The following is a 14013-nucleotide window of genomic DNA, read 5'->3' as shown; positions in this document are numbered from 1 at the left end:
CTCAGGCCGCCAGCGCGTCGTCGATGCACGCCGCGAGCACCATCGCGGCGGCGTTGCCCGGCGTCGAGCCGAGCAGTTGCGGCGCATAGACGCTGTCGCCGATCTCGATCGGCCGCCCCGACAGCGCGCACACGCCGCGTTTGCGCGTCGTGAACAGGCGCCACTTCTGGTAGCCGTAGTGTCCGGTGCACGCGTCGCACCACGAAATCATCACGGTGTCGGCCGTGGGCCGTTCGAGCACGTCGATGGTCGGCTTGCTCGTCGCGTCCCACGACGGCAGCCGGTCGCGCGTGACGCTGCGCCGCCGCGGCGCACCCCACGAGACGGACGGCATGTCGAAGCTGCCGATTGCGGCGACGGTCATGAGCCAGGGCGCTGCACGGTTGTTCATGTCTCTGTTCCTCGAAACGTTACGCGGTGCCGCGACGCGCGGCATCACGACAGGCGGATGCGCGGCTGCACCCAGCCGTTGATCCGTTCGGCGATCCACAGCAGGGTCGCCTTGGAAAAGCCGTGCAGCGCCTGCTGGTGCCGCCGGTAGAGCATCAGGTGGCTGAACTGCGCGAAGCGCCCCTGGATGAAGCCGCCGCGGAAGAACCCGAACTGCCCCAGCGTGCCGAATGCGTCGTAATCGCTGATCGACACCAGCGCGCCGAAATCGTGGAATGCGAACGGCGGAATCGGCGTGCCGTCGAGCCATGCGGGCAGATGCTTCGCGAGGTGCTCGGCCTGTTGCGTCGCGACCTGCGCGGTTGGCGGCAGCGGCCGTTCGTGGCCGTCGGGCAGCAGGCTGCCGCAATCGCCGATCGCGAACACGCAGTCGTCGCCATTCGCCTGCAGCGTGGGGCCGACGACGATCTGGTTCGCGCGGTTCGTGTCGAGCCCGCCCAGCGCCTGCATGAAATCGGGCGCCTTCACGCCGGCCGCCCAGACCATCAGATCGGCTTCGGCGAACGACCCGTCGCCGTAGTGGAAACCGTTCGCGTCGGCCGACGTGACGCGCGTCGACGTCAGCACGCGAAAGCCGATCTGTTCGAGCCGCCGCTGGGCCGACGCGGAAATCCGCGGCGGAAACGCGTTGAGGATGCGCGGGCCGCTTTCGAGCAGCGTGAGCTGCAGCCGCTCGCGTACCGTCTCGTCGCCGTACGCCTGCGCCACTTCCAGCAAGCGGCTCAGCTCCGCCGCGAGTTCCACGCCCGTCGCGCCCGCGCCGACGATCGCGACGCGAAACGGCTCGTCGCGCGCGATGCTGCGGAACACGCGCATCCGCAACGCTTCGTTGAAGGTCTCGGCTTGCTGCTGGCTGTCGATGAAGTAGCAGTGCTCGCGCACGCCGGGTACGCCGAAATCGTTGGCCTGGCTGCCGAGCGCGAGGATCAGCACGTCGTATTCGAGTTCGCGTGCGCCGATCACCACGTCGCCGTCCCGCGAGCGGATCGCGCCGAGCTGCACGCGGCGGCGCGCGCGATCGAGCCCCTTCAGTTCGCCGGGCTGGTACGTATAGCCGTGGTCGCGCGCATGGGCGAGGAAGATCACCTGTTGCTGCTGGACGTCGCGCGTGCCGGCCGCGATCGTGTGCAGCATCGGCTTCCAGATGTGCGTCGGGCTGCGATCGACGACCGTGATCCGTGCCCGCCCGGACCGGCCGAGACGCTCGCCCAGGCGGGTCGCGAGCTGCAGCCCGGCGATCCCGCCGCCGACGATGACGATGCGTGTAGGGGTTGTCATGGATAAATCATCACGTGATGAATAAGGTATGATCCTAGCGCTTCCCGGCTCCGCGTGTCAACGGAGCGGGGTGGACCGCCCGATTCCGGCACGTCGAAGCGGGGGCTGGACACGGGCATTCGAATCGTTCAAGGAGCAGGAAAAACGTGGCAGAAGTCACTGAGCGCGCGCCGTCGAAGCGGCGGACGCGCGGACGGCCGCTGGCGGATGCGTCCGTCGGTCCGGACGTGATATTGCGGGCCGCGCGCCGCACGTTCGCGAAGCGCGGCTACGACGCGACGAGCGTGCGTGAAGTCGCGCGCGAGCTGGGCATCGACGCGGCGCTGATCGCCCATCACTTCGGCACGAAGGAAACGTTGTGGCTGGCGGTCGTCGAGCAGATCGTCGAGCTGGCCGAACCGATGTTCGACGCGCTGCGTGCGTTGCGCGCGTCGCCGCTGCCGCATCGCGAGCGCGTGCGGCGCGCGCTCGAGCTGTGCGTCGATCACGAATTCGCGGAGCCGGATATCGGCATGTTCTTCTCGACGGCGGCGACCGAGGAGGGCGCGCGGCTCGACCGGCTGCGGGAGCGGCTCGTGCGCCCGTACCACGACGCGATGTTTCCGCTGCTGGCGGACGCGGTCGAGGCCGGCGCGATTCGTCCGGTCGATCCGAACGTGCTGTTCTTCATGATCGCGAGCGCCGTGGGTACGACCGTGTCGTACAGCCACATGATGCTGGAGTTCACGTCGCTGCCCACGCGGCAGCACGAATTCAGGCAGGCCGTGCTCGCGGTCGCGCTGAACATTCTCGGCGACTGAGCGCCGCGCGCGCGATGCGCGCGGTCACGTCGCCGCGATCAGCCCCAGCTCGCGCACCGCGTTCCGCGCGCTCTCGCGCAGCGCATCGACGAGCGGCGACGGCGCGCGGTATGCGATCGCCAGCTCGTACGCGAGCGGGCTGCCCGCGCCCTTCAGTTCGCAGAACGTAATGCCTCGCGGCTGCATCGGCACGAACAGGCGCGGCATCAGCGCGACGCCGATGCCGCCCGCGACGAGCCCGGCCGTCGTCTGCATCTGGCGCGGCTGCTGGACCACGCGCGGCGCGAAGCCCGCCTGCGCGCACGCCGTCACGATCAGCGCGTGCATGCCGGGCCCGTGGTGCGCGGCAAACATGACCCACGGTTCATCCGCCAGCTCGGCCAGCGCGATGCGGCGGCGCCGCGCGAGCCGGTGGCCATCGGGCAGCGCGGCCACCATCCGGTCGCGCAGCAGCGGCTCGACATGCACGTCGCCGGCATCGGCCACCGGCAGCACGACGATGCCGACGTCCGTGCGGTCCTGACGCAGCGCGAGCATCTGCTCGGCGGTCGTACCTTCCTCGAGCTGGAAATCGACGTCCGGATGGCGCTGCTGGAACGCGCGCAGGATCAGCGGCAACAGCGCGTTGACCGTGCTGTCGACGAAGCGCAGCCGCAGCGTGCCGCCGAGGCCGGCGCCCGCGCGGCGCGCCACGCCCACCGCGCGCTCGGCCTGTTCGAGCGCGCGCCGCGCTTCGAGCAGGAACGCTTCGCCGGCCGGCGTGAGCCGCGAGCCGCGGTTGTCGCGCTCGAGCAATGCGACGCCCAGTTCGTCCTCGAGCTTGCGGATCGCCGCGCTGAGCGGCGGCTGAGCCATGTGCAGTCGCTCGGCCGCGCGCCGGAAGCTGAGCGTTTCGGCGACCGCGATGAATTGCCGGAACTGGCGCAGATCGATCATGCGATACCTTCCATGTATCAGTAGGTCATAGAATTCGTATTTTACCTATCACCCTGCGCTGCCCAGAATGTCCTTGTCGTCAACCGTCGATACTCGGGAGGACAGATCATGACGGGCAATGAACAGCAGCGCACGGCCATCGTCACGGGCGGGTCGAGCGGGATCGGCTTCGCGATCGCGAGCCGGCTGGTGCAGGACGGGTATCGCGTCGCGCTCGTCGGGCGCGATGCGGCGCGGCTGGAGGCGGCTGTCGCGCGTCTGGGCGGAGCGGCAGTCGGGGAGGCCGGCGATCTGAGCGTGCGACGCGATGCGGAGGCGGTGGTGGCGGCGATCGTCGCAAGATGGCCGCGTATCGACGTCCTCGTCAACAACGCGGGGCGGACCGCCCGCGTCAGTGCGAATACCGAGGCGAGCGAGGCCGAGGCCGTGTGGGATACCGTGCTCGACGCAAACCTCAAGAGCCTGTTCCTGACGACGATGGCCGTGCTGCCGCATCTCGCCGATCGCGCCGCGCGAATCGTCAATATCGGTTCGATCGCGGCGCGCGCCGGCAGCCTGTTGCCGGGCGGCCTCGCCTATGCGGCCGCGAAGGCCGGCGTCGAAGGTTTCACCGTCGCGCTGGCACGCGAACTCGGGCCGCGCGGCGCGACGGTCAATACGGTCGCGCCCGGCTATATCGCCGGCACGCGTTTCTTCGGGGACGGCGGGGTCGCGCCGGCGGTCGCGGCGATGATCCGCGCGCAGACGCCGGCCGGCCGCGCGGGGCAGCCGGACGACGTCGCTGATGCGGTTGCCTGGCTCGCCGGGCCGCGCGCGTCGTTCGTCACCGGCGCGACGATCGCGGTGAACGGCGGCTGGCGCGTCGGGTGACGCACGGCATCCACGATCGGCGCGTCATTCGCAATCCGTCGGCGGCTTGTCGCCGAGCCAGCGTCGCGCGCCGGGCCCGTTGCGGCCTGCGCGGTCTTCCGGGTTGGTCAGCTTGCAGCGTTTCAGCGACAGGCAGCCGCAGCCGATGCATTCGTCGAGGTTGATGTAGAGCCGCTGCAATTCCTCGATCCGGCTCGCGACGCGCTGCTTCCAGCCGCGCGACAGCCGCTGCCAGTCCTTGTTGGTCGGCGCGGTGTCCTCGGGCAGGCTGACGAGCTGCTCGGCGATTTCGTCGAGCGAATAGCCGATCTTCTGCGCGAACACGATGAACGCGATCAGCCGCAGCACGGCACGCGAATAGTGGCGATGGCTCGAGCCGTTGCGGTGCGACTTGATCAGCCCGCGCATTTCGTAGAAACGCAGCGTCGACGCCGGCACGCCGCTGCGCGCGGCCACTTCGCGGATCGACATCAGCGGCCATTGCGGGGTTTCCGGGATACCCATGACGCCCTCCGGGAAAGCTTGACTTGAAGTTAACTTCAACTTTTATGCTACGCGGCAGTTTAACCCGTCGCGAGGCATCATGCGCTCCTTTTCCCTACGCAGGACGTCGCCTTTGGGCGTGGCCTGCGCCCTGTTGCTGGCGTTGTCGGGCTGTCACGACGGCAAAGGCACGTCGTCGGCCCAGCCGCTGCCCGAAGTCGGCGTCGCCACCGTCGCGCCGCGTACCGTTCGCCTCGCGGACGAATTCAACGGACGCGTCGAAGCGGTCGACGCGGTCGAGTTGCGGCCGCGCGTGAGCGGCTATCTGCAGCGTGTCGCGTACAAGGAGGGCGACGTGGTCGCGCAGGGCGCGCTGCTGTTCGAGATCGATCCGCGCCCGTACCGGATCGCGCTCGACCGTGCGAATGCGCAGCAGCAGCGCGCGCGTGCGGCCGCGAGCCTCGCGAACGTGCAGCTCAAGCGCGTGCAGACGCTGATCGATGCGCACGCGACGTCGCAGGAGGAACTCGACAACGCGCGCGCCACCGCCGAGCAGGCGCGCGCCGACCTGCAGGCAGCCGACGCGGCGGTGGCCGACGCGAAGCTCAATCTCGGCTTCACCGAAGTGCGCGCGCCGATCGCGGGCCGCGTCGGCCGCGCGGTCGCGACCGTCGGCAACCTCGCGCGCGCGGACGACACGCTGCTGACGACCGTCGTGTCGCAGGATCCGGTCTACGTGTATTTCGATTGCGACGAGCAGAGCTACCTGCGCTACAACGCGCGGCGTGCCGATCCGGCGCATCGCGCGATCGGTGCCGATCCGGTGCGCGTCGGCCTCGCGAACGAGACGGGCTTCCCGCATGCGGGCACCGTCGATTTCCTCGACAACCGGCTCGATCCGCAAACCGGCACGATCCGCGCCCGCGTGCGGCTGCCGAATGCGGACCATACGTTTACGCCGGGTCTGTATGCGCGCGTGCAGCTCGTGAGCGGCCGCGACCAGGATGCATTGCTGGTCGACGACAAGGCCGTGCTGACCGACCAGGACCGCAAGTACGTGTACGTGATCGGCCCCGGCGACAAGGCGTTGCGCCGCGACGTGACGATCGGCCGCGAACTCGACGGCGAGCGGATCGTCGAGAAGGGGTTGCAGGCGGGCGACCGCGTGGTGGTCGACGGCGTGCAGCGCATCTACTATCCGGGCGCGCAGGTGAAGCCGAAGGCGCTGCCCGCGCGCGCCGATGCCGGCGCGCCTGCCGCGCAATGACGGGAGCGATACGATGGATTTCTCCCGCTTCTTCATCGACCGCCCGATTTTCGCGGTCGTGCTGTCGATCGTCATTTTCGCGATCGGCCTGATCTCGATTCCGATGCTGCCGGCCGGCGAATATCCCGAAGTCGTGCCGCCGAGCGTCGTCGTGCGTGCGACGTACCCGGGCGCGAACCCGAAGGAAATCGCCGAGTCGGTCGCCGAACCGCTGGAAGAGGCGATCAACGGCGTCGAAGGCATCATGTACATGAAGTCGGTCGCCGGGTCGGACGGCAGCCTGCAGGTCGTCGTCACGTTCCTGCAGGGCGTCGATCCCGACACGGCCGCCGTGCGCGTGCAGAACCGCGTGAGCCAGGCGCTGTCGCGCCTGCCCGACGAGGTCCGCCAGTACGGCGTGACCACGCAGAAGCAGTCGCCCACGCCGCTGATGTACGTGAGCCTCTATTCGCCCGACAATAGCCGCGATTCGCTGTACCTGCGCAACTACCTGACGCTGAACGTGAAGGACGAGCTGTCGCGGCTGACCGGCATCGGCGACGTCGGCGTGTACGGCTCGGGCGATTACGCGATGCGGCTGTGGCTCGACCCGAACCGGCTCGCATCGCGCGGCCTGACCGCGAGCGACGTGATCGCGGCCGTGCGCGAGCAGAACGTGCAGGTGTCGGCCGGCCAGCTCGGCGCGGAGCCGTCGCCGAAGAAGAACGACTTTCTCGTGTCGATCAACGTGCGCGGCCGCCTGCGCACGGTTCAGGAATTCAGCGACATCGTGCTGCGCAACGGCGACGACGGGCAGGTCGTGAAGCTGTCCGACGTCGCGCGCATCGAGCTCGGCGCGGGCAACTACACGCTCCGCTCGTATTTCAACGACAAGCATTCGGCCGTGGTCGGCATCTTCCTGTCGCCGGGCGCGAACGCGCTCGACGTCGCGAAGGCCGTGTATGCGAAGCTCGACGAGCTGTCGAAGCGCTTCCCGCCCGGCGTCGCGTACCGCCCGGTGTGGGACCCGACGGTGTTCGTGCGCGAATCGATCCGCGCGGTGCAGCACACGCTGATCGAGGCCGTGGTGCTGGTCGTGCTCGTCGTGATCCTGTTCCTGCAGACGTGGCGTGCGTCGATCATTCCGCTCGTCGCGGTGCCGGTATCGGTGGTCGGCACGTTCGCATGGCTCTATCTGCTCGGCTATTCGATCAACACGCTGACGCTGTTCGGGCTCGTGCTCGCGATCGGGATCGTCGTCGACGATGCGATCGTCGTGGTCGAGAACGTCGAGCGCAACATCGCGCAAGGGTTGAGCCCGCGCGATGCCGCGCACCAGGCGATGCGCGAGGTGTCGGGGCCGATCGTCGCGATCGCGCTCGTGCTGTGCGCGGTGTTCGTGCCGATGGCGTTCATGTCGGGCGTCACCGGCCAGTTCTACAAGCAGTTCGCGGTGACGATCGCGATCTCGACGGTGATCTCCGCGATCAACTCGCTGACGCTGTCGCCCGCGCTCGCCGCGAAGCTGCTGCGTCCGCACGGCGCGCCGAAGGATGCACTGACGCGCGCGCTCGACCGCGCATTCGGCTGGTTGTTTCATCCGTTCAACCGCTTCTTCGAGCGCGGCGCCGATCGCTATCACGGCGTCGTCGCGCGCACGCTGAAGCGGCGCGGCATGGTGTTCGCGGTTTATGCGGCGCTGCTCGCGGCGACCGCGCTGCTGTTCGACGCGGTGCCGGGCGGTTTCATCCCGGTGCAGGACAAGCTGTACCTGTTCGCGGGCGCGAAGCTGCCGGAAGGCGCTTCGCTCGCGCGCACGAGCGCGGTGACCGAGCAGATGACGAAGATCGCGCTCGGTACCGACGGCGTCGAGATGGTGCCGGCGTTCGCCGGGCTGAATGCGCTGCAGGGCGTGAACACGCCGAACATCACGAACTCGTACGTGATCCTCAAGCCGTTCGACCAGCGTCATCGCAGCGCCGCGCAGATCAACGCGGACCTGAACGCGCGCTTCGCGGCGATCGGCGGCGGCATCACGTATGCCCTGATGCCGCCGCCAATCCAGGGCCTGGGCAACGGCTCCGGGTACGCGCTGTATCTGGAGGATCGCGGCGGCCTCGGCTACGGCGAATTGCAGAAGGCGCTCGCCGCGTTCCAGGCCGCGGTCGCGAAGACGCCGGGGATGAGCTATCCCGTCAGCTCGTACCAGGCGAACATCCCGCAGCTCGAGGTGAAGGTCGACCGGCTGAAGGCGAAGGCGCAGGGCGTCGCGCTGACCGATCTGTTCAATACGTTGCAGGTGTATCTCGGCTCGATGTACGTGAACGACTTCAACGTGTTCGGCCGCGTATATCGCGTGATGGCGCAGGCGGATGCCGGCCACCGCCAGACGGCCGCCGACATCGCGAACCTGCGCACGCGCAACGCGAAGGGCGAGATGGTGCCGATCGGCTCGATGGTGACGGTCGGGCCCGCGTACGGCCCCGATCCGGTCGTGCGCTACAACGGCTATCCGGCCGCCGACCTGATCGGCGATGCCGACCCGAAGACGATGTCGTCGTCGCAGGCCATCGCGAAGCTGCAGCAGATCGCGAAGGACGTGCTGCCGCCGGGCATCACGCTCGAATGGACCGACCTCAGCTACCAGCAGGTCACGCAGAGCAACGCGGCGATCGTCGTGTTCCCGCTGGCCGTGATGCTCGTGTTCCTGGTGCTCGCGTCGCTGTACGAGAGCTGGACGCTGCCGCTCGCGGTGATCCTGATCGTGCCCGTGTGCATGTGCGCGGCGCTGTTCGGCGTGTGGCTGTCCGGCGGCGACAACAACGTGTTCGTGCAGGTCGGTCTCGTCGTGCTGATGGGGCTGGCGTGCAAAAACGCGATCCTGATCGTCGAATTCGCGCGCGAGCTCGAGATCCAGGGCAAGGGTGTGGTCGAGGCGGCGCTCGAAGCGTGCAAGCTGCGGTTGCGTCCGATCGTGATGACGTCGGTCGCGTTCATCGCGGGCTCGGTGCCGCTGCTGATCGGCAGCGGCGCGGGCAGCGAGGTGCGGGCGGCCACCGGCGTCACCGTGTTCGCGGGGATGCTGGGCGTCACGTTGTTCGGGCTGTTCCTGACGCCCGTGTTCTACGTGACGATCCGCAAGCTCGCGGGCGGCACGCCGGCCGTCTGGAGCGAACAGCATGGCACCCTCGAAGGAGAAAACCGATGAGCGCCGCTTTCCGTCTTTCCGCGCTCGCGATGTCGGTGACGCTTGCCGCATGCGCGGTCGGCCCCGATTTCAAACGACCGGATACGGCCACGGCCGCGCGGTTCGCGCGCGATGCGCATCCGGCGACGCAGCGCGATGCGGCGCCGGCCGATACATGGTCCGATACACGGCCCGATATGCCGCCCGACGCATCGGCGGCGGCCGATGCCGCGTTCTGGCGCGGTTTCGGCGATCCGGCGCTGACGCAGTTGATCGACGCGGCGCTCGCGGCGAACCAGGATCTGCAGGTGGCCGTATCGCGCTACGACGCGGCGAATGCGCTGCTGTCGCAGGCGACGTTCGACCGCTATCCGACAATCACCGCGAGCGGCCGGATCGGCCATCAGTTGATGAGCAAGGACCAGGCGTTCGGCGCGCCGCGCAGCCAGCGCGATGCGCCGACGTCGAGCGTGGGCGTCGATGCCGCGTGGGAACTCGACCTGTTCGGCCGCGTGCGGCGCTCGATCGAATCGCAGCGCGCGGAAACGGCGGCCAGCGCGGCCGACGTGCGCGCGGTGCGCGTCGCGATCGCGGGAGAGGTCGCGAGCACGTACGTCGATCTGCGAGGCTCGCAGGAACGATTGCGGATCGCGCGCGAGAACGCCGACAACCAGAAGCAGACGCTTGCGCTGATCAATGCGCGCGTCGGCGCGGGACGCGGCTCCGAACTCGATGCGGCGCGAGCGCGTGCGCAGTACGAATCGACGACGTCGCGGATCGCCGTGTACGAAGCCGCGATCGGCGTCGACGAGCATCGGCTCGCGGTGCTGACCGGGCAGACGCCGGATGCGTTGATCGGCCGGTTCGACCCGCCGAAGACGGCCGCACCGGTGCCGCTGCCGGCGCTCGCGGCCGACATCGATCCCGGCACGCCGGGCGACTTGCTGCGCCGCCGCCCCGATGTCGCGGCCGCCGAGGCGCGACTGCATGCGGCGACCGCACGCGTCGGCGTCGCGACGGCCGACCTGTTTCCGCGCTTCACGCTGTCGGGGCTGCTCGGCAGCGCGACGAGCAGCTACGGGTTCTTCCGCGCGGGCAGCGACACGAACCTGATCGCGCTCGGCATCGACTGGTCGTTCCTCGACGTCGGCCGCGTGCGCGCGCGGATCGCCGCGAGCGACGCGGAGGCCGCCGGCCAGCTTGCGCAGTACCGGCAGACCGTGCTCGGCGCGCTGGAGGAAACCGAGAATGCACTGCTGCGCGTCGCGCGCACGCGTGACGAGACTGCTCATCTCGTGCGCGCGGCCGACGACAGCGCGCGCGCCGCGCAACTTGCGCAGGCGCGCTTCTCGGCGGGCGCGATCGACTACTACGAAGTGCTCGACGCGCAACGGACGCTGCTGCAGGCGCAGGACGCGGCGGCCGACGGGCGGATGCGCAGCGCGGCATCGACGGTCGCGCTGTACAAGGCGCTCGCGGGCGGCTGGCCGTCGGGTACGGGGCGGGGCGCACAAGGCCCGCTTGCTCAGTCGGAGAAGTAGCGCGAACAGTGCGCGGCGATCGTGGCGTCGCGTCGCTCCGCGCGAAGCAACGCGCGGCGATCGGCGAGCAAGGCGGCAATGGCAATCGCATGAAAGGATCATCGTTCTCGCGGTAAAATTTGATTGCAAATGCAATTAAGAGAGAGGAACGACCTGACATGAGCGCAACCGAACCCGATCTGTGGTTCTCGTTCGTCCGCGCGCACCGGACGATGATTCGCGAGATCGAGCGTCGCCTCGCGGCGGCGTCCCTGCCCGCATACGCGTGGTACGACGCACTGTGGGGGCTCGAAAGCGGGCCCGACGGCACGCGCCGCATGCACGAACTGGCCGATGTGCTGGCGATCGAGCGCTACAACCTGACGCGGCTCATCGATCGGCTCGAACAGGAGGGGCTCGTCACGCGCACGCGTTCGGCGGACGACGGCCGCGCCGCGTTCGCGAGCATCACCGCCAAGGGGCGGACGCTGCGCAAAAAGATGTGGAAGGTCTACCAGTCGACGGTCGCCGAGCTTTTTCTCGACCAGTTCACCGGCAAGGAGCGGGCGGCGATGGCCGTTGCGCTCGATCGCGCGGCCGCTGCCGCGCGCGACGCGGCAGCCGGAGTGAAGTAACGGTATCCGGCACACGGAGCGGCCGTGTGCCGCCCATCGAGCGCGGCCGCCGGCCGGCCATGCGGCACGAGCCGCCGCGTCGTCAGCCGTTCGAGGCGGGCTGACGCGGCGCGGCAGGTGTCGGGCGCCGCACGGGCGGACCAGGCCGCGCCATCTGCATGTCCCTCCTTCGAGTACTGGCATGTCGCCGGCATCGCCGGTTTCGGCATAGGATTGCAATTGCAACGATTGCAGTTGCAATGATAACCGATGACAAGGACCGACATGACCTCGACGCACTCCCTCACGTTCTATACGGCCGACACGCCGAACGGGCACAAGATCGCGATCTACCTGGAAGAGGCCGGGCTTGCCCACGACCGCGTGCAGGTGAACCTGTCCGCCGGCGAGCAGCGCAGCGCGGCGTATCTCGCGACCAATCCGAACGGCAAGATCCCGGCCATCGTCGACCACGACACGGGGCTGGCCGTATTCGAATCCGGCGCGATTCTCGGCTATCTCGCCGAGAAGACGGGCTGCCTGCAGCCTGAAACGCTGGCCGAGCGCACGGCGGTCCAGCAATGGCTGCATGTCCAGATCGGCGGGATCGGGCCGATGCTCGGTCAGCTGTGGTGGTTCCTGCACGCCTCGAAGACGGGCAATGCGGAAGCGATCGACCGCTACCGGAAGGAGGCGCTGCGTCTCTACGGCGTCGTGAACGGCCGCTTGTCGGAATCGGCGTATCTCGCGTCGTCGCGGTATTCGATCGCCGACATTGCCGCGTTCCCGTGGCTGCGCACGGCGGCCGAGCTCGATCTCGACCTTGCCGGCTTTCCTCACGTCGAGCGCTGGCTTGCCGAGATCGCCGCGCGGCCGGCCGTTCAGCGCGGCCTGAGCGCATGCCGGGTGCCGACGGCCGAGGCGGCGCACTGACGTCGCATCGCCGGCGCTGCCTGGGCCATGATCGCAACAAGGCGTGCGCTTCGTGTGGTCCAAATGGATCAGCACGTCGCGTGCGGGCGACGGGCAGAGCCGTGTGGTGCGGCGGCCCGACGCGATGCGCGCCCGATGTAGCGGCCGCCCGGGCGGGACGGCGACCCATCGGCGCAGGCGGTATCGCGGGTATCGGGCGAGCCGATGATCAGCATCGCGTCCGGCGGCCTACCGCGGCCGTTGCCCGGTGTTTACGCTGGCGCGATCATCCACTCTGTCCGGAAGGTCGTCATGTCCCGGCTCGATTACAAGCTGCTCGGCCCCTGCTTGCTCGCCATCGCGCTCGACGCGATGGGGTTCGGCCTCGTTTATCCGATGATGTCCGCCATTTTCAGCGATCCGCACGCGGGCATCCTGCCGGCCGACGCCAGCGCGCACGTGCGCAATTTCTATCTCGGCCTCGGCTACGGGATCTATCCGCTGTGCATGTTCTTCGGCTCGTCGCTGATGGGCGAGCTGTCCGATCGCTACGGCCGCCGCCGGATCCTGCTGCTGTGCGTGTTCGGCCTCGCGGCCGGCTACGCGATGATGGCGGCCGGTGCGTCGCATGCCGGCGTCGCGCTGCTGCTGGCCGGGCGCGGGCTCACGGGCTTGATGGCCGGCTGCCAGGGCATCGCGCAGGCGGCCATCACCGATCTCAGCACGCCCGAGACGAAGGCGTACAACATGAGCATTATGTCGCTCGCGTTCAGCGCGGGCGTGATCGTCGGCCCGGTGCTCGGCGGCGTGACGTCCGATCGCACGATCTCGCCGGTGTTCGACTACGGCACGCCGTTCGCGCTGGTCGCCGCGTTGTCGCTGATCTGCGCGTGCTGGACCTGGGCGTCGTATCGCGATTCCGCGGCGCCGCGCGGCGATACGCGCATCGATCCGCTGTTGCCGCTGCGGATCATCCGGGAAGCCGCGCGGCAGCGCGACGTCGCATTCCTGTCGGTGGTGTTCTTCCTGATGCAGGTCGGCTACGGGCTCTACCTGCAGACCGTCATGCTGCTGTTGCAGGCGAAATTCGGTTACACGAGCGCGCGGCTCGGGTTGTTCAGCGGCGTGATCGGCATCTGCTTCGTGTTCGGCCTGTTGTGCGTCGTGCGGCTGATGCTGCGCGTGTGGCGCGTGATCGATATCGCGAAGACGGGCCTGCTCGTGGCCGGCCTTGGCCAGATCCTGTCCGCGCTATTCCCGAATGAACCGGTGCTGTGGACGCTCGCGATGGTCGTCGGCTGCTTCGACATGGTTGCGTACACGACGATGTATACGGCGTTTTCCGACGCCGTCAGCGACGATCGGCAGGGCTGGGCGCTCGGCGTCGCGGGCTCGGTGATGGCGGTCGCGTGGGTCGTGACGGGCGCGCTGACGAATCTGCTGCCGGTATTCGGCGAAATCGGATTGCTGCTGATCGGCGGCGCGGGTTTCCTGCTCAGCTTCGCGATGATGGTGGCGTACGGCCGTACGCGGCCGGGCGCGCGAACGGCCGTGTTGTCGTAGGGGGGGCTGTCGTGGGCCGCGCGACGTTGGCCCGCTCCTGTCGAACGGGGCCCCGTGCGTGGTCGTCGCGCAACTTCGCACGGCCCGACACCGGCGCGGCGGACGCGGTCCGGGCCGCGTCCCAGCCGCCTGGCATCGCGACGCGCCGGCGCGA

General features: G+C 68.9%; 12 protein-coding genes. 8 read left to right on the top strand and 4 right to left on the bottom strand.

Annotation, left to right across the window (positions count from 1 at the left end; translation table 11 throughout):
* Window position 1: 1 nt before the first annotated feature.
* Window positions 2–391 (bottom strand): DUF3331 domain-containing protein, encoded by a 390-nt coding sequence (locus QZM15_RS04445; protein WP_059584841.1) that lies wholly within the window; start codon window positions 389–391, stop codon window positions 2–4.
* A 44-nt stretch (window positions 392–435) separates the two neighbouring features.
* A complete protein-coding gene (locus QZM15_RS04440; RefSeq protein WP_226231269.1) occupies window positions 436–1728 on the bottom strand; it encodes an NAD(P)/FAD-dependent oxidoreductase in 1293 nt (430 codons plus the stop codon).
* A 146-nt stretch (window positions 1729–1874) separates the two neighbouring features.
* Here QZM15_RS04440 and QZM15_RS04435 point away from each other — a divergent pair, with 146 nt between their 5' ends.
* A complete protein-coding gene (locus tag QZM15_RS04435; protein ID WP_059584843.1) occupies window positions 1875–2528 on the top strand; it encodes a TetR/AcrR family transcriptional regulator in 654 nt (217 codons plus the stop codon).
* 24 nt (window positions 2529–2552) lie between these two features.
* Here QZM15_RS04435 and QZM15_RS04430 read toward each other — a convergent pair whose 3' ends face one another.
* Window positions 2553–3464 carry a LysR family transcriptional regulator gene (locus QZM15_RS04430; protein WP_302105890.1) on the bottom strand — a complete coding sequence of 304 codons (912 nt, stop codon included), beginning with the start codon at window positions 3462–3464 and terminating at the stop codon, window positions 2553–2555.
* A gap of 108 nt (window positions 3465–3572) precedes the next feature.
* Here QZM15_RS04430 and QZM15_RS04425 point away from each other — a divergent pair, with 108 nt between their 5' ends.
* Window positions 3573–4334, top strand: a complete 762-nt coding sequence (locus QZM15_RS04425) for an SDR family NAD(P)-dependent oxidoreductase (protein WP_302105889.1) — start codon at window positions 3573–3575, stop codon at window positions 4332–4334.
* 24 nt (window positions 4335–4358) lie between these two features.
* On the opposite strand, the gene soxR is transcribed toward QZM15_RS04425, so the two are convergent.
* The gene (gene soxR / locus QZM15_RS04420) at window positions 4359–4838 is read right to left on the bottom strand and encodes a redox-sensitive transcriptional activator SoxR (protein ID WP_059639703.1); all 480 of its coding nucleotides are present in this window, start codon (window positions 4836–4838) and stop codon (window positions 4359–4361) included.
* A 79-nt stretch (window positions 4839–4917) separates the two neighbouring features.
* Here soxR and QZM15_RS04415 point away from each other — a divergent pair, with 79 nt between their 5' ends.
* From QZM15_RS04415 to QZM15_RS04390, 6 genes are all read left to right on the top strand, one after another.
* The gene (locus tag QZM15_RS04415) at window positions 4918–6084 is read left to right on the top strand and encodes an efflux RND transporter periplasmic adaptor subunit (protein WP_124657907.1); all 1167 of its coding nucleotides are present in this window, start codon (window positions 4918–4920) and stop codon (window positions 6082–6084) included.
* A 13-nt stretch (window positions 6085–6097) separates the two neighbouring features.
* Window positions 6098–9271, top strand: a complete 3174-nt coding sequence (locus tag QZM15_RS04410) for an efflux RND transporter permease subunit (protein WP_302105888.1) — start codon at window positions 6098–6100, stop codon at window positions 9269–9271.
* Window positions 9268–10791 (top strand): efflux transporter outer membrane subunit, encoded by a 1524-nt coding sequence (locus QZM15_RS04405; protein WP_302105887.1) that lies wholly within the window; start codon window positions 9268–9270, stop codon window positions 10789–10791. Before QZM15_RS04410 ends, QZM15_RS04405 begins: the two co-directional genes overlap by 4 nt.
* Before the next feature lie 158 nt (window positions 10792–10949).
* The gene (locus tag QZM15_RS04400) at window positions 10950–11405 is read left to right on the top strand and encodes a MarR family winged helix-turn-helix transcriptional regulator (RefSeq protein WP_059639700.1); all 456 of its coding nucleotides are present in this window, start codon (window positions 10950–10952) and stop codon (window positions 11403–11405) included.
* A gap of 264 nt (window positions 11406–11669) precedes the next feature.
* The gene (locus QZM15_RS04395) at window positions 11670–12317 is read left to right on the top strand and encodes a glutathione S-transferase family protein (protein WP_302105886.1); all 648 of its coding nucleotides are present in this window, start codon (window positions 11670–11672) and stop codon (window positions 12315–12317) included.
* Window positions 12318–12608: 291 nt separating this feature from the next.
* Window positions 12609–13859, top strand: coding sequence for an MFS transporter (locus QZM15_RS04390; RefSeq protein WP_059584851.1), 1251 nt, complete (start codon window positions 12609–12611; stop codon window positions 13857–13859).
* The last annotated feature ends 154 nt before the right edge of the window (window positions 13860–14013 follow it).

The sequence above is a fragment of the Burkholderia sp. AU44665 genome, assembly GCF_030504405.1.
GTDB classification, from domain to species: domain Bacteria; phylum Pseudomonadota; class Gammaproteobacteria; order Burkholderiales; family Burkholderiaceae; genus Burkholderia; species Burkholderia semiarida.
The sequence above is the reverse complement of the archived record's forward strand: the minus strand, read 5'-3'. Positions and strand labels throughout refer to the sequence as shown.

Bases quoted from the DNA above. Each gene is read 5' to 3' on its own strand.
- QZM15_RS04445 (WP_059584841.1), bottom strand. From the start codon at position 391: ATGAACAACCGTGCAGCGCCCTGGCTCATGACCGTCGCCGCAATCGGC.
- QZM15_RS04440 (WP_226231269.1), bottom strand. From the start codon at position 1,728: ATGACAACCCCTACACGCATCGTCATCGTCGGCGGCGGGATCGCCGGG.
- QZM15_RS04430 (WP_302105890.1), bottom strand. From the start codon at position 3,464: ATGATCGATCTGCGCCAGTTCCGGCAATTCATCGCGGTCGCCGAAACG.
- QZM15_RS04425 (WP_302105889.1), top strand. From the start codon at position 3,573: ATGACGGGCAATGAACAGCAGCGCACGGCCATCGTCACGGGCGGGTCG.
- soxR (WP_059639703.1), bottom strand. From the start codon at position 4,838: ATGGGTATCCCGGAAACCCCGCAATGGCCGCTGATGTCGATCCGCGAA.
- QZM15_RS04415 (WP_124657907.1), top strand. From the start codon at position 4,918: ATGCGCTCCTTTTCCCTACGCAGGACGTCGCCTTTGGGCGTGGCCTGC.
- QZM15_RS04410 (WP_302105888.1), top strand. From the start codon at position 6,098: ATGGATTTCTCCCGCTTCTTCATCGACCGCCCGATTTTCGCGGTCGTG.
- QZM15_RS04405 (WP_302105887.1), top strand. From the start codon at position 9,268: ATGAGCGCCGCTTTCCGTCTTTCCGCGCTCGCGATGTCGGTGACGCTT.
- QZM15_RS04400 (WP_059639700.1), top strand. From the start codon at position 10,950: ATGAGCGCAACCGAACCCGATCTGTGGTTCTCGTTCGTCCGCGCGCAC.
- QZM15_RS04395 (WP_302105886.1), top strand. From the start codon at position 11,670: ATGACCTCGACGCACTCCCTCACGTTCTATACGGCCGACACGCCGAAC.
- QZM15_RS04390 (WP_059584851.1), top strand. From the start codon at position 12,609: ATGTCCCGGCTCGATTACAAGCTGCTCGGCCCCTGCTTGCTCGCCATC.